Annotated in this window: 18 protein-coding genes and 1 riboswitch; of the genes, 15 read left to right on the top strand and 3 right to left on the bottom strand. The window is 44.1% G+C overall.

What is annotated here, in order from left to right:
* Positions 1-29: 29 nt before the first annotated feature.
* The 4 genes from ACSFXN_RS00195 to ACSFXN_RS00180 all read left to right on the top strand — a co-directional run bounded on the left by ACSFXN_RS00195 (position 30) and on the right by ACSFXN_RS00180 (position 5,931).
* Positions 30-1,883: a polysaccharide biosynthesis protein gene (locus ACSFXN_RS00195; RefSeq protein ID WP_437148185.1), complete on the top strand. Its 1,854-nt coding sequence runs from the start codon at positions 30-32 to the stop codon at positions 1,881-1,883.
* Positions 1,884-1,942: 59 nt separating this feature from the next.
* Positions 1,943-3,304: a phenylacetate--CoA ligase family protein gene (locus ACSFXN_RS00190; RefSeq protein ID WP_437148184.1), complete on the top strand. Its 1,362-nt coding sequence runs from the start codon at positions 1,943-1,945 to the stop codon at positions 3,302-3,304.
* Positions 3,305-3,446: 142 nt separating this feature from the next.
* Complete coding sequence (locus ACSFXN_RS00185) at positions 3,447-4,652, top strand: DegT/DnrJ/EryC1/StrS family aminotransferase (RefSeq protein ID WP_437148183.1); 1,206 nt, start codon at positions 3,447-3,449, stop codon at positions 4,650-4,652.
* Positions 4,653-4,788: 136 nt separating this feature from the next.
* Positions 4,789-5,931, top strand: a complete 1,143-nt coding sequence (locus ACSFXN_RS00180; RefSeq protein WP_437148182.1) for a YeiH family protein — start codon at positions 4,789-4,791, stop codon at positions 5,929-5,931.
* A gap of 429 nt (positions 5,932-6,360) precedes the next feature.
* Here the strand turns inward: ACSFXN_RS00180 and ACSFXN_RS00175 are convergent, their stop codons facing one another.
* Positions 6,361-6,834 carry a hypothetical protein gene (locus ACSFXN_RS00175; RefSeq protein WP_437148181.1) on the bottom strand — a complete coding sequence of 158 codons (474 nt, stop codon included), beginning with the start codon at positions 6,832-6,834 and terminating at the stop codon, positions 6,361-6,363.
* 135 nt (positions 6,835-6,969) lie between these two features.
* On the opposite strand from ACSFXN_RS00175, the gene ACSFXN_RS00170 reads away from it, so the two are divergent.
* The 7 genes from ACSFXN_RS00170 (at position 6,970) to ACSFXN_RS00140 (ending at position 15,115) form a co-directional block, all read left to right on the top strand.
* Entirely contained in the window at positions 6,970-7,653 is a 684-nt protein-coding gene (locus tag ACSFXN_RS00170) for a hypothetical protein (RefSeq protein ID WP_437148180.1), read from the top strand.
* Positions 7,654-7,781: 128 nt separating this feature from the next.
* Positions 7,782-8,768 carry a LacI family DNA-binding transcriptional regulator gene (locus tag ACSFXN_RS00165; protein ID WP_437148179.1) on the top strand — a complete coding sequence of 329 codons (987 nt, stop codon included), beginning with the start codon at positions 7,782-7,784 and terminating at the stop codon, positions 8,766-8,768.
* Positions 8,769-8,852: 84 nt separating this feature from the next.
* Positions 8,853-10,133, top strand: a complete 1,281-nt coding sequence (hisD, locus tag ACSFXN_RS00160) for a histidinol dehydrogenase (protein ID WP_437148178.1) — start codon at positions 8,853-8,855, stop codon at positions 10,131-10,133.
* 115 nt (positions 10,134-10,248) lie between these two features.
* Entirely contained in the window at positions 10,249-11,571 is a 1,323-nt protein-coding gene (locus tag ACSFXN_RS00155; RefSeq protein WP_437148177.1) for a GntP family permease, read from the top strand.
* A gap of 130 nt (positions 11,572-11,701) precedes the next feature.
* Positions 11,702-12,652: a 3-hydroxyacyl-CoA dehydrogenase family protein gene (locus ACSFXN_RS00150; protein ID WP_437148176.1), complete on the top strand. Its 951-nt coding sequence runs from the start codon at positions 11,702-11,704 to the stop codon at positions 12,650-12,652.
* Positions 12,649-13,413 carry an SDR family NAD(P)-dependent oxidoreductase gene (locus ACSFXN_RS00145; protein WP_437148175.1) on the top strand — a complete coding sequence of 255 codons (765 nt, stop codon included), beginning with the start codon at positions 12,649-12,651 and terminating at the stop codon, positions 13,411-13,413. The genes ACSFXN_RS00150 and ACSFXN_RS00145 overlap by 4 nt, the downstream gene beginning before the upstream one ends.
* Before the next feature lie 472 nt (positions 13,414-13,885).
* On the top strand, positions 13,886-15,115 hold the full coding sequence (locus tag ACSFXN_RS00140) for an NAD(P)-dependent malic enzyme (protein WP_437148174.1): 1,230 nt from the start codon (positions 13,886-13,888) through the stop codon (positions 15,113-15,115).
* A 518-nt stretch (positions 15,116-15,633) separates the two neighbouring features.
* Here ACSFXN_RS00140 and metC read toward each other — a convergent pair.
* Together metC and ACSFXN_RS00130 are read right to left on the bottom strand one after the other, a co-directional pair.
* Entirely contained in the window at positions 15,634-16,809 is a 1,176-nt protein-coding gene (metC, locus tag ACSFXN_RS00135; RefSeq protein ID WP_437148173.1) for a cystathionine beta-lyase, read from the bottom strand.
* Positions 16,806-17,927 carry a methionine biosynthesis PLP-dependent protein gene (locus tag ACSFXN_RS00130; protein WP_437148172.1) on the bottom strand — a complete coding sequence of 374 codons (1,122 nt, stop codon included), beginning with the start codon at positions 17,925-17,927 and terminating at the stop codon, positions 16,806-16,808. Before ACSFXN_RS00130 ends, metC begins: the two co-directional genes overlap by 4 nt.
* Positions 17,928-18,001: 74 nt before the next feature.
* Positions 18,002-18,110: riboswitch (SAM riboswitch) on the bottom strand.
* 196 nt (positions 18,111-18,306) lie between these two features.
* On the opposite strand from ACSFXN_RS00130, the gene ACSFXN_RS00125 reads away from it, so the two are divergent.
* From ACSFXN_RS00125 to ACSFXN_RS00110, 4 genes are read left to right on the top strand one after another with little or no spacing between them, the layout of a single operon-like run.
* Positions 18,307-18,612, top strand: coding sequence for an antibiotic biosynthesis monooxygenase family protein (locus ACSFXN_RS00125; RefSeq protein WP_437148171.1), 306 nt, complete (start codon positions 18,307-18,309; stop codon positions 18,610-18,612).
* A complete protein-coding gene (locus ACSFXN_RS00120) occupies positions 18,609-18,962 on the top strand; it encodes a hypothetical protein (protein WP_437148170.1) in 354 nt (117 codons plus the stop codon). The genes ACSFXN_RS00125 and ACSFXN_RS00120 overlap by 4 nt, the downstream gene beginning before the upstream one ends.
* Before the next feature lie 18 nt (positions 18,963-18,980).
* Positions 18,981-19,634 (top strand): cobalamin B12-binding domain-containing protein, encoded by a 654-nt coding sequence (locus ACSFXN_RS00115; protein ID WP_437148169.1) that lies wholly within the window; start codon positions 18,981-18,983, stop codon positions 19,632-19,634.
* A complete protein-coding gene (locus ACSFXN_RS00110; RefSeq protein ID WP_437148168.1) occupies positions 19,612-20,385 on the top strand; it encodes an STAS domain-containing protein in 774 nt (257 codons plus the stop codon). Before ACSFXN_RS00115 ends, ACSFXN_RS00110 begins: the two co-directional genes overlap by 23 nt.
* The last annotated feature ends 84 nt before the right edge of the window (positions 20,386-20,469 follow it).

Raw genomic sequence — 20,469 nt, 5'->3', positions numbered from 1 at the left:
ACAATGAAAGATGAGATGGGGTAATTCAATTGACGATAAAGAAAAGATTCATTTCATTATTCTTCATTGACTCACTGATCCTTCTCTCCTCCATTTATGCATGTTATTTGTTTCTGTATCCATATGCGAGCGTTCTGTCTAATGAAATGCTTTTTATCAGCACAGTAACGCTTTTCATCGCATATCATTCATTTGCCTGGCATTTCGGTTTATACCGTAAAGTGTGGTCTTATGCCTCTGTCGATGAGTTGAAATCGATCGTGACGGCGGTATCGTTGACCATATTTGTTGCAATGATCATGCAGTATGCGTATTCAAGTCAATTATATGTAAGAACATTGATGCTTTCATGGATGCTGCTGATTTTCTTCATTGGAACTTCCCGGATTTCCTTAAGGATTCTTCAGGAAGAAAAAATAAAGAAAAAAGCGATAATGACGAGCCGGACGATGGTAATTGGGGCTGGTCAGGCAGGAAGAATGATTGCGCGGCATATGAGGCAGAATCCGGAGTGGGGAAAAAACCCGGTAATTTTTGTAGATGATGACCGAACTCAATGGGGACTTGAAATTAATGGAATAGAAGTCGTGGGAGCTCTTAATAAAATTCCGGAATTCGTGGTTGATCATCGGATTGATCAGATTGTCATTGCGATTCCTTCGTTATCTAAGAAAGAGATGGCTGAACTGACTAAAAAATGCATCGATACAGGTGCTAAAACACAGACACTGCCACGCATAGAAGATTTAATGACCGGCAAAATCAAGGTCAGCGATATCCGGGATGTGAAAATTGAAGACTTGCTTGGACGTGAGGAAGTCAAATTGGACATGGCCGCTATTGAAGAGCAAGTAACAGGGAAAACGGTCATGGTTACTGGTGCCGGAGGATCAATCGGTTCAGAAATATGCCGGCAGATTTCCAACTTCAATCCAGCTCGCATTCTTTTATTGGGACATGGAGAAAATTCGATTTATACAATCGACATGGAACTCCGCCGCAAATTGCCTAAAACTATTGAAATCATTCCAATTATTGCGGATGTTCAAGACCGGGAACGGATTTTTCATGTCGTCAATAAATTCCGTCCAGATATGATTTACCATGCAGCTGCCCATAAACATGTGCCGCTCATGGAAGCAAACCCGTTGGAAGCTGTAAAAAACAATGTGTTTGGCACAAAAAATGTTGCGGAAGCTGCTGATAAGTATGGAGTTGGAAGCTTTGTAATGATTTCAACCGATAAGGCGGTCAATCCACCGAATATTATGGGTGCCACGAAGCGTTTTGCTGAAATGATTGTCCAAAACTTAGCAATTAACAGCAAAACCACTTTTTCAGCAGTCCGCTTCGGAAATGTATTGGGTTCAAGAGGCAGTGTTGTACCGCTATTTAAAGAACAGATTGCCAAAGGCGGTCCGATCACAATAACCGATGCGGAAATGACACGTTATTTCATGACCATTCCAGAAGCTTCCCGACTCGTTATCCAAGCCGGACTTTTGGCTTCCGGAGGAGAAGTGTTTGTTCTGGACATGGGAGAACCGGTTAAAATTGTCGATTTGGCACGTAACTTGATCAAGTTATCAGGATACGAAGAAAACGAAATCAAAATACAGTTCACAGGCATGCGCCCTGGAGAAAAACTTTACGAAGAGCTGCTGGATGCCAGTGAAATTCAAGAAGAGAAAATCTTCCCGAAAATATACATCGGAAAATCCACTCCGATCAGCCAAGTTGAAATGCTTAAGATTATCAAACAATTGCCTGATATGGAGGCAGAAGAAACAAAGGCCGTCTTAATAAGGCTTGCCAACCGCAAACGCCAAGAGCCGGACTGGCAAGAAAACTGGAATGTTGAAGCGAAAGGTGAGTTTGCTTGACGCTCAAGAACCGAACTAGCTGCATAATAACTTACTATCATTTAAAGGAGGAAGTGCGAATGCGTGATTTGACTATGAAAATATACGACAATTCGCCTATCTACTTCCAAAACCTTTTGACAAGCGTTGAGGGATATAGAAAAACAAAAAAGAGGTATGGAAATATCTATTTTAAGTATTTGAAAAAGCTCGGCCAACGCGATTACTCAGATGAACAGTCGGAAAAAGAGCATCAGCAGTTGGAAATGCAGAAATTGCTCAAACATGCTTATGCAAATAGCCCTTTTTATCGGGAATATTACAAAGACATTGATATTGAATCAATTCAAAGCATAGAGGATCTTAAGAAACTGCCAATCCTGGAAAAAGAAACGATCCGCGACAATATCAAGTCCATGTATACCGTTCCTGAAAATTCAGCGCTAGTCAGCCAAACATTGGACTCCACTGGAATCCCTTTGAAGTTCCTTCTGACAAAGGAAGATGTGCAAAAATATATGGCTTTCCTTGATTTTTTCAAGAAACAGCATGGAGTTGTTAATTTGGAAATGAAGCGCGCCACGTTCAGTGCGGAGCGCTTCGTTCCAAAGAGACAACAAAAAAAAGTTTTTTGGCGGGACAATTATTACATTAAACAGCGCTTGTATTCCACTTATTTCTGCAATGAACAAAATGTTAAAGCATTTGTGGAAAACCTGGATGACTATAAACCGGATTTTATAGACGGCGTACCCTCCGCAATTTATGAAGTCGCCAAATACATCAACCGGAATAATATCATTTTGTCATTTAAGCCCATTGCTATTTTCTCTACTGTGGAGGCGCTTTCTTCAGCATATCGAAAAGAAATCGAAGAGGCTTTTGATTGCCCGCTTCGCGTTCATTACGCTTCATTAGAAGGTGCGCCTTTTATAACGGAGTGTGTAAAAGGAAATCTCCATTACAATCTGAGTTCAGGAGTGATTGAAACAACAGAAGACCAGGAAATGGTCGTCACCAGTTTTAATACTTATGGAACGCCGCTGATCCGTTATAACATTGGCGAGCGGATTGAAATGTCCAAAGAAAAGCAGCGATGTGAATGTGGCAATTCCCATCCGATTCTTAAAGAGATAAAAGGGAAGAAAGAGGATTACCTTCAATCGAAGAGCAAAGGGAAATTCACCGCCTTATATATGTCGATGGCCAGCAGCAAGTTTTCCTCCAATATCCGAAAGATCCAGTTTATCCAAAATTCGCGGGATGTAATCGATGTAATGGTTGAAGCTGCAGAAAGTTATACGAATGCTGTGACGCTCAGCATCCATGAAGAAATGGAATATATTTTCGGGGAGGATATGAGATTCAATATCCGAATCGTTGAAGAAATTCCAGCACAGTCAAACACAAAGCATAAACTCGTCATCAATAATATCAATTAAAGAAAGACTGTCTTTTGATTAATCGTTGAAGGAGTGGAAGCAGGTCAATGGATCTTTTGCATAACAGTATTTTAAAGAGCACGAAAAAATTTCTCCCGGCTGCTTTTGATGGCATGCCAAAATATGATGAGGTGGTTAAACGATGAAGATTCTCCCTATAGATCATGGCAAGCAGACCAATATTTTTCTGCCTGCTGTCGAGAAGAAAGACAGAATCCTATTGTCAGCTCCTCATATGACTGGCAATGAAATGAACTATATCAGTGAAGCATTTGAAACCAATTGGATTGCTCCAATCGGACCGAACGTGGATAAATTTGAAGAAGAATTAGCAGCTTATGTAGGGACGGCTGGCGGGGCGGCATTAAGTTCCGGAACTGCCGCTATTCATTTGGCGCTCAGCCTGCTGGACGTGGGGAAAGATGACCGCGTATTTTGCTCGACATTAACTTTTGTAGCAAGTGCCAATCCTATTTTGTATGTCGGAGCTGAACCGGTTTTCATTGACTCGGAAGAAGAAACCTGGAATATGTCTCCAAACGCTTTGCGCAAAGCTTTTCAAGCAGCTGACCAGGAAGGCCGCTTGCCGAAAGCGGTTATTGTCGTTAATATATACGGCCAAAGCGCGAAAATGGATGAACTGATGGCTATTTGCCAAGAATATGATGTGCCGATTATTGAAGATGCAGCCGAATCACTGGGATCCTTATACAAAGGCAAAAAAAGCGGTACAATCGGCAAATTCGGCATATTCTCTTTCAATGGCAATAAAATCATTACGGCATCCAGTGGGGGAATGCTTGTCTCTAATGATCAAAAAGCCTTGGAAAAAGCGCGGTTTTTGGGTTCCCAAGCAAAAGACCCGGCGCCTTTCTACAAACATCATGTCATGGGGTATAATTACCGGATGAGCAATGTACTGGCTGGAATCGGAAGAGCGCAGTTGGAAGTTATTGATCAGCGAGTATGCACTCGACGGGAAATCTTTGAACGGTATGCTGAAGGGCTTAAAGATATACCGGCAATCAATTTCCAGCCCGAGCTTGAAGACACGTATTCGAATCGCTGGCTGAGTGTGATGACGCTCGATCCGGAACTGACTATTATTACCCCTGAAGTAATAAAGCAAGCATTGGAAGCTGAGAACATTGAATCCCGCAATGTCTGGAATCCATTGCATCAGCAGGAATTATTCAAAGATGCACAGTTTTTTGCCCATGATGGGGAGGAAGCGGTTAGTGAAAAGATATTCCGGGAAGGATTATGTCTTCCGTCTGGATCGAATATGACAGTTGATCAGCAAAAGCGTGTCATTGAAGTAATAAAGGATTTGTTTATCCAACATTAAACTATAGCTCAGGCCATTCTTTTATAGAATGGCCTTTTTGTTTTGCAATAGAAGTTCAACTTTTCCCTTTATAAATGCTAAGATAAGGAAAGATATTTTAAAGTGTACATAGTACCATCGAGTGAGGAGAAGGAAAATGGCAGACAATTTAAAACGAATTCCAGCCGTAATATATATTCCTGGATTGCTCATTTGTTTGGTGATAATGGCAGCTGGAATTTACGGTGCTGATTTAATCGGTTTTCTTTTAGAGGCAGCCAGCATTTTGCCTGAAGGAAGTGCCAGCCCGGTTTCAGGAATCTTTGTGGCAATTTTAATCGGGATAATTATACGGAACACGATCGGCCTGCCGGATGTTTTTTCAAAAGGAATAAGTTTTGCAGTAAAATATGCACTGCGTGCCGGGATTATTTTGCTGGGGCTGCGCTTGAGTTTAACGGAAGCGTTAAAACTTGGTGCTTGGGGTTTGCCGCTGATTGTAGCATGCATTTCAGTCGGGCTGTTTGTCACATTGTTTTTCACCCGCAAGATGAATCAGTCGAACCGGCTGGGAACTTTGATTGCGACGGGTACTGGTATTTGCGGCGTGACTGCTATCATGGCAACAGCTCCGGTTATTAAGGCGAAAGAAAATGAGATTTCATATGCAGTCGCAAATATAACAATTTTCGGGTTGCTGGGTATGCTGTTCTATCCGTATCTGGCACATGCATTTTTTCCGGAAGAGCCGATAAAAGCCGGCCTGTTTTTAGGAACCGCCATACATGATACGGCACAAGTAACGGGAGCTGCATTAATTTATGATCAAATGTACAACTCTGATACTGTAGTGGATGTTGCGACTATTACCAAATTGACCCGTAATTTGTTTATTATCGCAGTGATTCCTTTTGTATCTTATTTATTTTTTAGGAATGGCGACAAGAGCAGCCAAGAAACGAAATTGCCGAAATGGTATAAGCTATTCCCGCTGTTCATTCTCGGGTTCTTATTTTTATCTTTGTTGCGTACGATTGGAGATGCTGCTGTTGCTTCAGATGGCCAGGCATTCGGCGTGTTCAGCGAAGAAGCTTGGGAAAATTTCTATGGCTTTTGGAGTTCATTCGGTTCCACCTATATGCTGGGATTGGCTATGGCAGGTGTCGGACTGGGGACCAATTTAAAGATTTTTAAGGGGCTTGGGATTAAACCATTTTACATTGGATTAATTGCAGCACTTTCCGTCGGCGGAGTCAGCCTGCTTTTGATTTCATTGTTTGGCGATTTAATTAAAGTATAGAAAACCCTCCCGCATTAGCGGGAGGGGGGAGCTTGCAGACAAAAGAATATACTGTAAATCAAGTGAATAACTATCAATAAAAAGGTTCTCCTCTCGGTTTCCGCTGCGGAACCTGATGTGAAGTGAAAACCGGATGACGCTTCTCCTCACTTAGCTGAAAAGCGGCATTACGTATGGAAGGGATGCCTTGAAGTCAAGCGACACCCCAACCGGTCCGGCCACGAGACTCCTGTGGGAGCAGCACGAGCCGAAGACCCTGGAGCGAACGCAGTGAGTGAAGCGGCTGAGGCCGTGCCCACGGAAAGCGAAGTGGCCGGACCGGTTGGGATTTATACCGTCTTATCCATTTCAAGCACACTTTGTCTACAGTCTAAACCCTCCCGCATTAGCGGGAGGGTTTTGTATAACTTGCACGTTAAACCTATTTATTTACGGAATTACAGTTTCCAAAGGTTCGACAGTTTTAGAAAGCACAGTTCCGGATAAATCGGAAATAATGATGGTGGGCTGCTTCCCTTGGTAATAAGCCGAACGGATATAGACTTGCCTTACCTTAGTATCCAGGAAAGGTGCTGCCACTAAATTATCAAGCGATTCCCCGTCATGGTTATTCAGTATAATGCTGATTTTTCCTGAACCCATTTTAACTTCGTCAATTTCCTGGATGCCACTAGCATCTTTAACTTTTAGCTGTGTTAAATATAAATCGAAATCCTTCTTTGTTAAGTGAAGGGTTTCCCATTCCTGGGCAGTTATTTCTTCAAATGGCTGACCCAGCAAATCTACATTCGAGCTTTTTTCTTCTGCTGCTTTTGAACTTGCCCCATCATCCCCATTGACATTTGAACACGCAGTTAACCAGAAACAACTGGCAACTCCTATTAACATAATTCTTTTTTTCATGATTTACCTCGCCTATTTTTTTAAACAATTAAAATAAATATTACCAATAAAATCCTAAAACTTCCATACTTTCTGTTTTTATTTTTGAAACGGCCAGCAATGAATTACGTCTAATTCAAAAAAGGAGAGATTTAAATGAAATGGATACGGTTAATAGGAATGCTCGTATTTATATCGATGCTTACTGCCTGTGGGCCAGAACCAGTGATGCCGGAAGTAGGAACTCCAGAGCCTGAAACAGAAATACCGCAAGAAGTAGATCAGTCTGACGGTGAAGAGGCAGCGGCAGAGGAATCGAATGAGAACCAGACAGATCTTTATGCTTTTTTCATGGAAGACGGTACAACAGCAAAGTTTAAAGGTGAAGGAAACGAATTTGCGGCCATTACGCTGCGGACCGAATATTTGGAAGATCATCACATTGCCGTTTATGAAGATAACGGGGGAACAGTGACATTGCGGGTATACCGGCTCGAAGAAAATCGGATAGACTTGGTCAAAGAACAGCCCGAGTATTATGAGGATTATCAGCCGACTGCAGAAGAACTGCAGGCATTGGAACCGATGGCCTTGTTTCTGGAAACACCAATAGAAATAGGTGATCAAGTCAAAGGCATGACCGTTATTCAAACTGATGCGCAGGTTGAAACACCATACCGCAACTTTGACGAGGCGATTCTGTTGGAAAATACCAGCGAAGAAGGTGCTTTGCTCCGGACCTACCTCGTCGAAGGATTTGGGGAAGTAAAACGGGAATTCCGGATGGGGGAAGGGGAAGAGGAATTTGTTGTAACTTCTAGCCTGGAGTCAATTGAATAACTTCAGAAAACACCGGTATATGCAATTCGCCGGTGTTTTCTTGGTTCACTAATTTAATTTAATTTAATGCCAACAATACATTAATGGTGTATTCTAGAGTTCGAGATTAGGGAAAAGGATTGAACGTTATGAGACAGGCCGTTACAGCAAAAGATGTAGCAAAACTAGCAGGGGTTTCACAGTCATCAGTGTCAAGGGTGTTTTTTGACGGGGCAAAAGTATCGGAGAAGACCCGAGCTAAAATTATGGCTGCAGCTGAACAACTGGGGTATCGTCCCAATGAGTTTGCCCGCAGTTTAATTACCAATCGGACAAGAATTATCGGAATGGTGATGAAGGGGGTGCAGAATCCTTTTTATCCTCAAGTGCTAAAACAATTTGCGACTGCATTCAAAGAAGAAGGGTACAGCATACTATTCGTCCATACCAATAAAGATGAAATTGAAGCAGAAGATGTAGAAACTTTACTGAATTACAATGTTGCAGGCGTCATTATTACGGATGCCGCGATGGCATCAACAGTCGCAAAGAAATTTGAAATGAATAAAATTCCAGTGGTATTTTTTAACCGAAAGTTGAATACCGATGAATTTTATTCGGTGTGCTGCAATAACGTGGATGCCGGCCGGAAAGTTGCAGAGTTCTTAATCAGTAAAGGTGCCACAGACATGGCCTATATAGCTGGAGATGAAGACACGTCGACAAGCCGGGAGCGGCAAATAGGCTTTCAGGAAATTTTGGACCAGCGAAAAATTGCTTTCAGCCAGTTTTCTTCTGATTACACATATAACGGAGGTTATCAAACGGCGATGCAAATTATCGGGGAAAGGAACCTTCCAGCTGCATTTTTTGTGGCAAATGATATTATGGCACTTGGTGTATTGGATGCGCTTAAAAACAGCGGCATCAAAATCCCGGAAGAAACGAAAGTGGTCGGTTTTGATAATATTGACATGGCTTCCTGGCCAGCATATCAATTGACTACTTGGGAGCAGCCAATTGAAAATATGGTTGAGGCAACCGTAGCGTATTTACTGAACGAAATTGCTGAATATACTGGACTGGCAGAAGCGGTAGAAGTGGATGGCTGCTTGATTGAAAGATCAACTACTTAGTGGAGATTGACTTTTTTGATTATTTGAAATATCCTTTTTGTAGTACCTTATTTTGCATACGTATTCAAAAAAGGAGGAAATTCTATGGTAAAAGTATATAAAGCAGGGAAATCACAGGAAGAAGTAAGCGCCAACGATTCGAAAGTATCTCAAATTGTAACGGAGGCTTTAAAAGATATTGAAACAAGAGGAGACCAGGCAGTGCGGGAACTATCTGAGAAATTTGATAAATGGGCGCCAGAGGCCTTCCGTTTATCCGATGCGCAGATAAATGAAATCGTTTCCAAAGTGCCGGATGAGGTGATCGAAGATATTAAATTTGCCCAAAAGAATATCCGCGCGTTTGCGGAAGCACAGCTTGCTTCAATGAAAGATATAGAAGTGGAACATATTCCTGGTGTAATTCTTGGCCATAAAAATATTCCGGTGAACAGTGTCGGATGCTATATCCCGGGAGGAAGGTATCCAATGGTTGCTTCAGCGCATATGAGCGTTATGACCGCTAAAGTTGCTGGAGTAAAACGTGTAATCGCTTGCACACCGCCTATCAACGGAGAAATTCCAAACGCGACAATTGCTGCCATGTCTTTAGCCGGAGCAGATGAGATCTATCTTCTTGGCGGCATCCAGGCGATGGGGGCGATGGCAATCGGTACAGAATCAATCGAAGCGGTTGATATGATTGTTGGACCTGGGAACGCGTTTGTCGCTGAAGCGAAACGACAGCTTTATGGAAGAGTCGGCATCGACTTGTTTGCTGGGCCGACCGAAACTTTAGTGGTGGCAGATCATACAGCAGATGCTGAAATGATAGCGACTGACCTTCTTGGACAAGGAGAGCATGGGCCGACATCACCTGGCGCATTGATCACAACTTCTGAGCAGCTGGCTGAAGAAACTGTGAAGGAAATTGAACGACAGCTCCAAACCTTGTCGACTGCAGATGTAGCACGCGTATCATGGGAAGATTACGGCCAGATCCTGATTGTTGATTCGATTGAAGAAGCACGGATTGAAGCGGATCGCTTAGCGTTTGAACATGTGGAAATCCTGACAGAAGACCCGGATTATTTCTTAGAAAATATGACAAACTACGGCTGCTTATTCTTAGGGCCGGAGACAAACGTCGCCTATGGCGATAAAGTAATCGGCACTAACCATACATTGCCGACAAAAGGTGCGGCGCGCTACACTGGCGGTCTTTGGGTAGGCAAGTTCATTAAGACGGTTACGTATCAAAAAGTCACCACACCGGAAGCAAGTGTATATATTGGTGAGTATGCAGCGCGCCTATGCCAATTGGAGAATTTTGTAGGGCACGCTGAGCAGGCACTTCTTCGGGTCAGACGCTACGGAAATAAATAATGGATAAAGAAGCTGGCGGGAGTTCAAACTCCCGCTGCTTATCTGTTTATCCACAGAAACCTTGTATCTGTATACGCAACGCTTTACACAAACAAGGGATGATGGAGGAAAGTTCATGATAGGTATGATCGGCTTATTTGGCGGTTTGGCATTATTAATTTATTTGACGATGAGAGGCATGAACTTGCTGATTGCTGCACCAATTACTGCATTAGTGGTTGCGGTTTTTAATGGGTTACCGATTTTCCCCCAGTTGGCTGCTGAAGGGGCTGCCAACTTTTTGACCAATTATATGACCGGCTTTACCGGCTTTATCGCTTCCTGGTACTTGATGTTCCTGACAGGGGCGATTTTCGGGAAAGTAATGGAAGACAGTGGAGCGGCAGATAGTGTGTCCAAATGGATTGTCAGCAAAATCGGTATGAAACGGGCCGCTTTGGCGGTTGTAATCGCCTGTGCAGTTTTGACTTATGGCGGCGTCAGTTTGTTTGTTGTTGCATTTTCTGTTTATCCGATGGCTCTTAGCTTATTTAAACAAGCGGATCTTCCACGGCGTTTTATCCCGGCTGCGCTTGCTTTCGGTTCGACCACTTTTACGATGACTTCAGCGGGGTCACCGGAAATCCAGAACTGGATTCCGATCGAATTCCTGGGCACTACTCCTTATGCCGGTTGGGAAGTCAGTTTAATCGTTGCCGTCTTTATGATGGTCTTTGGTTATTGGTGGCTGAAGAAAATGATCAATAAAGCAATGTCTAAAGGAGAGCGGTTTGTTGCTAGAGCGTCAGACGATCCTGGGGAAGAGCGCAAAGAATTGCCGAATCCTTTGCTTAGTATGCTTCCACTTTTGGTGGTTTTAATCATTTCATTCTTTTTCCATAATTCGCTTGGAACATCAGCTTTGATCATTGCTTTGAGCGGCGGGATTTTAGCGACTTATATCATCAACAGAAAATACTTCCGAAATATCGGCCATGCATTTAGCGAAGGCGCATTGGGAGCGGTCATTGCCATTGCAAATACAGCCGCTGTTGTCGGGTTCGGTGGAGTCGTCAGAGCGACCCCTGCATTTGAAACGGCAGTCGGTGTCATGACTGATATTCCAGGAAGCCCATTGATCGGCGGGGCATTGGCAGTCGCCATTATTGCCGGTCTAACAGGATCTTCTTCAGGGGGCCAAGCGATTGCATTGCCGCTTCTTGCGCCGCATTACCTCGAAATGGGCGTCAATGCAGAAGCCTTGCACAGAACGGTGTCCATTTCTTCCGGATCCCTGGATTCATTGCCGCAAGGTGGATATGTTGTTACGACTATCCGTTCAATTGCTGGAGAAACGCATAAAGATGCTTACCCGGCATTCGGTGCATTGACTGTTGTAGTGCCATTTATCGGTGCAGCTTTAGCGGTCGTATTATTCTCACTTGGCATCGGCATATAAGGAAACTTCAATCAGTAAGGGCATTCCTAGACGAATGTTAGTTGACCCAATGAAAATACCCAGCAAACTATTAGTTTCTCAGTTTGTTGGGTATAGTTCGTTATACATAATAAAAAAAGAGGTGCAAACTATGGAAAAGATTTCGATTTTAGGCTGCGGTACAATGGGTCATTCCATTGCGCTATCGGCAGCTTGGGCAGGACAAACGGTAAAAGTATATGGCATCAATGACAAAGATCTTGAAAATGCAAGGAAAGGGCTGCGCAATAAACTCAAAGTCATGTCAGAAAACGGTTTATTCGATGAAAAAGAAGCTGAGGAAATTAAAGGGCGTATTCAGTTCTCAACGTCGCTTGCAGAAGTAGTGGAAGGCGCTACATTCATCATCGAAGTAATTCCGGAAGTTCTGGAACTGAAGAAAGAGATGTATAAAAAACTTGAAGAGATGGTAAACGATGAAGTCATCATTGCCAGCAACACATCCGGCTTTAAGCCAAGCATGCTGGCTGAAGAGATGAAGCATCCGAACCGTTTTGTCGTGACTCATTTCTGGAATCCCGGCCATTTGATCCCTTTAGTGGAAGTGGTCAAAGGCGAACATACGGATGATGCAACAGTAGGGCGCGCCATGGATGTGCTCTTTGGCATGAATAAAAAACCGATTCTATTAAACAAGGAACTGCCCGGATTTATCGGCAACCGTCTGCAGTATGCGCTGTTCCGGGAAGCACAGGACTTGTTAGATTCTGGGGTTGCCACAAAAGAAGATATCGATGCTGCAGTGACATACAGCATCGGTCGCCGTCTGCCGGTAACTGGACCGCTTATGACAGCGGACATGGGCGGACTGGATGTATTTTCTGCCATCTCGAATTATTTGTTCGAGGATCTCTCAAAAGCTCAGCGCTCTGGTAAAGTTCTGACAAAACTGGTGGAAGAAAAGAAATTTGGAGATAAAAATGGAGAAGGATTTTACAGATGGGATCCAGAGATATCAGAGAAAATCAATGCGGAAAGGGAACAGACGCTTATTCACTTTCTGAAAAACGATATAAAAACAATTAAGGAGAACGGCAAATGAGCGCATACTTTTCTGAACTGGAAAACAAGACAGTAATTGTTACAGGCAGCAGCAAAGGAATCGGCAAAGACATTGCTCTGACTTTTGCCAAACTGAATGCCAATGTGGTAATTTCAGGCCGTGACAAAACGGTGCTGCAGGAGACGTTGAATGAATTACAGAAATATAACGACCGCTGTATTGCAGTATCGGGAGATTTAAGCGACATTAAAGAAGTAAAATTTCTTATCGATACGGCAGCCGCACATTTTGGCACTGTTGATGTGCTCGTCAACAATGCAGGCGTCAATATTGCTAAGCCGGCAATGGAAGTGACTGAAGAAGATTGGGATACAGTTCTTGATTTGAATTTAAAGACCGCTTTTTTTGCCAGCCAGGCGGCTGCGAAATATATGCTGACTCAAAAAAGCGGCCGTATCATCAATATTGCTTCCCAAATGGCTTTTGTTGGATTCGTTAAACGGGCTGCTTACTGCTCGAGCAAAGGCGGCTTGGTACAGCTGACAAAAGCGCTGGCAGTGGAGTGGGCAAAAAACGGCATCCGTGTAAATGCTGTGGCTCCGACATTCATTGAAACCGAATTTACTGCCAAAATGTTTGAAGACGAAGAATTCAAAAATGAAGTACATAGCCGCATCCTTTTGGACGGCTTATCACAACCAAAAGATACTTCAGGAGCGGTCCTTTACTTGGCTTCTGATTTAGCGAATTTTGTCACGGGTGAAACGATTAAAGTGGATGGCGGCTGGACTGCGATCTAAGCTTAAAAATTCTTAAGGCATGGCGTTAATGAATGGAGGAAAGTGGCTGCATTCGAGATAGGAACAGCCGCATTATCGTAAACTCCTTTTGTCCGGAAAATGTAAACTCACTGCCGCTGCAAATCCGATTCGCTGATTCTTCCAAGATATGCAAATATTGAAATGAACGAGTTCTAGCAAAATTCCTGTCTCCGATGCTGCATCAAAAATGCTTATTTAATGTGAAAGGAATCACAGGTTTGGCGCTTTCCATTGCTAGTGAATCTGCTCTCTCGATGGCAGGGACCGGCAATTATTTTAGATGGGGCTATAGCACCCATTATAGGTTTGGGCAGGAAGCGGCTTAGAAAGCGCTTCCTTTTTTCTTCGTCTCAGACAAAAGGATGAATTGTTATGCCAATGGCTGAAAAAGCCTTCCCTTTTTCTGAAAACTCTTTATAATGAACAATTATGAATAAAGGGAGATGAGGCAATGTCGAACCTAAAAAACGATTCTTTGCATTTGCACCGAAAACATCAAGGAAAGCTGGAAGTCCGATCAAAAGTGTCGGTGAAAAATGAACGGGATTTAAGCTTGGCCTATTCTCCCGGAGTGGCTGAACCATGCAAGGAAATAGCACAAGACCGCCGTAAAGTATACGACTATACGATGAAAGGCAATACTGTGGCGGTTGTCACTGATGGAACAGCGGTTCTTGGCCTTGGCAATATTGGCCCTGAAGCAGCATTGCCGGTAATGGAAGGAAAAGCTGTATTGTTCAAGGAATTCGCTGGAGTGGACGCTTTTCCGATTTGCTTGAATACTACCGATGCTGAAACAATCATACAGACTGTTAAATTGCTGGAACCCGGTTTTGGCGGCGTAAACTTGGAAGATATTTCCGCTCCGACATGTTTTATTGTCGAACAGCGTTTGAAAGAAGAAATGGGCATTCCGGTTTTCCATGATGATCAGCACGGAACTGCGATTGTCACATTAGCTGGCTTGACCAACGCATTGAAATTAGTCGGAAAAAATATTTCAGAGACGAAAATAGTCGTCAACGGAGCAGGAGCTGCCGGTATTGCGGTGGTTAAGCTATTGAGAAAGTTCGGTTGCAGCCAGTTGATTATGTGCGACACGAAAGGCGCGATTTTTAAAGGACGGACGTATGGCATGAATCCGTTCAAGGAAAAAGTGGCAGAAAATACAAATCCTGAACGTATTGAAGGCTTGCTGAGTGAAGTGATCAAAGGAGCAGATGTCTTTATCGGGGTTTCGGCAGAAGGTGCTCTTACCCAGGACATGGTTCGCAGTATGGCTCAAGACTCGATTATTTTCGCAATGGCTAATCCAAACCCTGAAATTTTACCGCATTTGGCAAAAGAAGCAGGCGCCCGTGTAGTTGGAACAGGCCGCTCTGATTTCCCGAACCAAGTCAATAATGTGTTGGCATTCCCGGGGATTTTCAGAGGCGCATTAGACATACAGGCAAGTGAAATCAATGACGAGATGAAAGTTGCAGCTGTACATGCCATTGCCGGTTTGATTGAGGAAAAGGAAATTCATGATGATTACGTGATTCCGGCTCCATTCGATCTGCGGGTAGCCCCAGCAGTGGCGGCAGCTGTTGCAAAAGCTGCAGTGGAAACAGGTGTAGCAAAATACGCATCTGTGCAGGAAAATCAGTCAGTTGAAGTTGCGGCCGGGTCAGGCAGTTAACATATATATAGAAGAAAGCCGTTCAATCTAATCGATTGAACGGCTTTCAGGCTGTCGAGAAACTCTCGGCAGCCTTTTCCATTTCGCTCCAGGGCGGACGCTTTTCGCGGGGGGCGGCCTAAGCCTCCTCGCTCGCTGGCGCTCCCTGCGGGGTCTCAGGACTCGCCCTATTCCCGCAGAAGTCGCCGCCTTCCGCTGCATTCAGCTCTCTGTTGTCACTTTTAGAGACTCTCTAAAGTGGGACGGTTTAAGAAATTCCTCTCTTGTTTATTCCTACTCACCTAGATATGGAGCCAACCAGCGGAGACGCCTGCGGGATAGCGAGACAGCCGAGACCCCGCAAGGCGCGAAGCGGCTGAGGAGGCTTGGCGCTCGCCCGCGGCAAGCGCAGCTGGTTGGCGGAATATCGGTTAAGGGATGACCTTATACAAATTTCAACTTTCCCAACAAGCTGAAAGCCGTTCAATCTAATCAATTGAACGGCTTTTTTTATTGGACAAGAGGAGGAAAGTTGCTTTTTATCGTATAGACGATGTGATTCCGGCAGATTCCCGGACTTTCTGCAATGCTTGTTCCAAGTCTTCCAGTAAATCATCGGTATGCTCCAATCCGACTGACAGGCGCAATAATCCGTCTGTAATGCCCCGCTTTTCACGTTCTTCTCTCGGCATAGAGGCATGGGACATCGTCGCTGGGTACGATAAAATCGACTCGACTGCGCCTAAGCTGACAGCGAAGATGGGAATGCGCAAGCTCTCAACAAACGTCCGGGCAGCTGCTTTATCTGCCAAGCGGAGAGATAGGACCGCTCCTGCGCCTGAAGCTTGCCGTTCATGAATCGGATATCCCGGATGGAAACGGAATCCGGGATAGAAGACTTCTTCGATCACCGGATGGCTGTGCAGATAGTCGGCGATGATGCGGGCTGAAGCGGCTGACTGTTTGAGCCGTGCTCCCAAAGTTTTAATGCCTTGGATCAAATTATAGGAATCCTGAGCTCCCAAAATCGAACCGAAAGTGTTTTGGATAAACCCGAGCCGGTCTCCTAGTTCCGCATCTTTGGTAACGGCGAGCCCTGCGATAATATCGCTATGCCCGGACAAGAACTTCGTCGCACTATGTAAGACAAGGTCCGCTCCAAGGTCCAACGGATTTTGATAAAGAGGAGTCATGAAAGTATTATCGACAAATGTCAGGCAATCGTTCGCTTTCGCCAGTTTTGCAGCGATTTCAATATCAGTGATGTTCATCACAGGATTAGACGGCGTCTCAATATAAATCACTTTTGTATTCGGCCGGATTGCTTCTGCCATTTCACTTAAATCGGTCATATTGACGAACGTATAATCGATATGGAATTTATTCAGCACTTCTGTAACGAAACGGTAAGTGCCGCCGTAAACGTCTTCAGAAATCAAAACATGATCGCCGGCTGAAAGCAGCATAAAAGCGGAAGAAATGGCAGCCATGCCAGAAGCGAACGCAAAACCGCGCGTGCCGTTTTCAAGTTTGGCAATGGTTTCTTCCAGCTTCAAGCGCGTTGGGTTTCCCGAACGGCTATAGTCGAAAGGGCCGAATTCGTCAAAGCTGGGCTGATGATAAGTTGAAGATAAATAAACAGGGACGTTCACTGCGCCAGTCTGTCGGTCAATTCCGGTTGAGTGGATAAATTGAGTTTCCAAATGATCGGTCATAAGCGAAGAGCCTCCTTTTCAAGTTTGGCGAAAGCCTGGGTTAAATCAGCAATTAAATCGTCAGCATCTTCAATGCCGACTGAAAACCGGAGCAGGCGATTACATATGCCGCGGCGCAGCCGTTCTTTTTCTGGAATATCCGCATGAGTTTGGGTCGCCGGGTAAGTGATGAAACTTTCCACTCCGCCAAGGCTTTCTGCAAAAGCGATCAGACGGATGTTTGAGAGGAATGGAGCAACCCATTCTTCTTTTTGCAGCCGGAATGACAGCATGCCGCCTTTACCGGGATATAAAACTTGTGAAATGACGGGCTGTTCTTCTAAAAAAGCAGCAATCTTTTTGGTGTTATTTTCATGCTGCCTCATACGGAGAGGCAAAGTCTTCAATCCACGAATCAAAAGCCATGAATCGAACGGGGACAGCACGGCACCGGTGGCATTATGCATAGTGGCTAATCGCTCACATAGGCTTTTGCCTTTTGCGGCAATCACTCCAGCTAATACATCGTTATGGCCGCCTATGTACTTAGTGGCGCTATGGATGACAATATCCGCTCCTATTGCAAGTGGCTGCTGGAGATAAGGGGTTAGAAATGTATTATCGACAATAAGCAATAAATTGTGCTTTTTTGCGAGTGCTGCATAAGCTCGGAGATCTATTTCCTGCATCAATGGGTTCGTTGGAGTTTCGATAAACAACGCCCGTGTTTGAATGGTGATTTGCTGTTCAGTTGATTCAACATCTTTGAATTCTGCATGAGTAGCCTGGATATTGTAGACGTCGGCGAAATGGCCGAGCAGCCGATAAGTTCCGCCGTAAATGTCTTCTGGCACCAACAGCTCGTCACCTGGACGGAACAGCGACAAGACAAGTTGGATAGCCGCCATTCCAGAGCTGCAGGCAAACCCTGCATCTCCTTCTTCAAGGTTCGCGATGCCTTCTTCCAAAATGCTGCGTGTTGGATTTTTTGTACGTGTATAGTCAAACCCTGTCGACTTGCCAAGTGCTTCATGCGCATATGCTGTCGATAAGTAAATAGGAGGGCTTACGGCTCCAGTTTTTGCATCACTGTGATTCCCTAATTGCACCAATCGTGTTTCCAAGCTGTGTTTCGCCATTTTCATCATCCTTTCAAATAAAAAACAGGGGCTTTCTTCAAAAAGAAGAAAGCCCCTGTTCAGGAAGCACAATCTTCTCATCTTCAAGGCAATGTGGAATGCCTTTTGGAATTAGCACCGTGGCCGCGAGGCTGGTTGCTGAGACATCACAGGGCCAAATCCCTCCGTCTCTCTTGATAAGAAATAAATTTATGAAGTTGTGTACTGTTCGATATTTCAAAGTTTAGAGTATTTGGCAGGGAAGTGCAAGGCAAAATTAAAAGTATTCAAAATTATTATGTTAATTTTATGAAATGACCGATTATAGTACATTTCTTTTAATTCGAATAGCGAAAGGTTATAATAATCAGTAACAATTCAGCAAATGGGGAATATAAAGATGTACATTGTAACATCAACAGTAGAAGTACCGGAAGATAAGACAGCGGATCTCATCAAAATTTACCAAAATCGGTCCCGTCGGGTGGATCAGGCTGAAGGCTTTCATCAGTTCCGGCTGATCCAGAATACCAAAAAGTTAAATGAACTGACTGTACATTTGGAATGGCATTCAAAAGAAGCTTATTTGAAATGGGTCAGAAGCAAGGAATTCAAGGAGATCCACGAACTTGAAAAACATTACCCCGACAAGGCACTGGCAGGAATTGTGCCGAAAGTGCGGCAATATGAGGTCGTTGCCGAATGAACAAAGCCATTAAACAGCAAATTGCGACGGAAACGGCTAAAAGCATTTACAAAGCCTATCCCAATCTTTGGGACCGCTTCGGCGAGCGGGGCTTCCAGCATACAGAGCAGGACAACCACCATCATCTGGATCATCTTGAGACGGCTTTTGAACTTGAAGATAAACAAGTGTTTCTGGATTACAGCCGCTGGCTCGAGACAGTTCTAAACAGCCGCAACGTGGAAACCGCGCTAATCATTGATAATTTTGAACGGCTCATTAATATTCTTCCAGGAAAGACGGGAAAGCAAGAAGAAATTTTTATGCTGGAATGTCTTCAGGAAGCGAATGCATTGCTTTCTAAACCGTAGCAAAAGGAGGTTGTTCAATTGCTTCAGCCAACCCAATTAGCGGAGTTGTTTCTGCAAGGAGAAGATATGGAAGCGCTGCGCCATATCCAGTCTTTTCTCGGAGACCATAGCCGCAAGGAATTGTTCGACGAATTGTTGACGCCAGCGATGTACCATATTGGCGCATTATGGGAAAACAATGAAATCACAGTTGCTGATGAGCATTTGGCTACAGCGATCTGCGATTTTGTAGTGTCTGCTGTTGAAAATAGGAGATTGGCAGAAAAAGGCCTGGAAAGAAAAGCCATGGTGCTGGGGCCAGAAGGCGAAGACCATTATATCGGATTGAAAATGGTGGCTTCGCTGTTCCGGGAGCATGGCTGGTCTGTGAAGTATCTGGGGCCGAATCTTCCGCTGCTCCACGCTTTAGATGCAGCAGAAAAGTGGAAACCGGATGTTATTGCTTTGTCAGCTGCATTAGTTTACAGATTGCCCTTATTGAAAAACTATGTAAAAGAATTTTTGGCATTGGAGCACAAACCGGCTGTTCTGGTTGGTGGGCGGGCAGTCAATGTCTCCAATCTGAATTCTTTAAGGAGCAGCGGGGCCATGGTTGTGAAAGATTTAAACCAATTGGAACTTTGGATCAAGACGGGAGAGAGGCCTGAAAATGACTATGAAATCTCAATTTAATGGTTTGCCGCTCCCGGCATTGAAAGTCGATAATGAATTATCCGTCATAGATTACTCTATTGAAGCCCTTGATTTATTTGGGGAATGCCATAACTTTACCGATATTGTGGATGAAGGTAGTTTGCAAAAAGCACTAAATTTGCTGAGTTCCGATTTTCTTCAGCAAACATTCGAACTTAATTTCATTTCAAAAAAAGGCGATTTACTTTTAGCAGATGTCTATGGCAAACGCAACAATCCGATGGGTTTTTCTCTTGTCATTGTGCCAAAGGATAACCAGCTGCAACACATCTCAGACCAACTGTCTAAGCTTCGCGAAAGACTAAGGGAAACCGATTACGATCTTTTCCAGGAAAAAGAGCGGACACTTGAATTGCTGCAAAAAGTGCGTGAATTATCGGCACCGTGTATCCACTTGGACAGAAATCGTCTGCTCGTCCCTTTGTTCGGCGATTTGACTGAAGAACAGGTACTGGCATTCACGCCACGGCTGTTGGCGAACATTTATGAAAATCAAGCAGAAACAATCATTTTTGATTTAACAGCGCTGGGAAAAATTATGGATGAAGGTCTTCAATACTTGGATGCCCTGCTTCAATCATTAAGCATCATGGGAACATCAAGTGTTTTTACAGGAGTCAAACCGGAGCATGCAAAACGGCTGTATCGTATCAGGACAAAGCAGCCGATGTGTTTTGCCGCCTCTCTTCAAGACGTACTGTCTTCCGATAAATGGCCCAGTAAAAGCTGACTCTTTTCTTGAGAGCCAGCTTTTTTTATGTCTCCTTCCATGAGCGGAAAAGATGTATTTAATTGGCAAAATCGATACAATATG

This window comes from Planococcus sp. 1R117A, from assembly GCF_051417975.1.
Classification (GTDB): domain Bacteria; phylum Bacillota; class Bacilli; order Bacillales_A; family Planococcaceae; genus Planococcus; species Planococcus shenhongbingii.
Note: the sequence above shows the minus strand (reverse complement) of the source record. Positions and strands in the feature narration are given on the sequence as shown.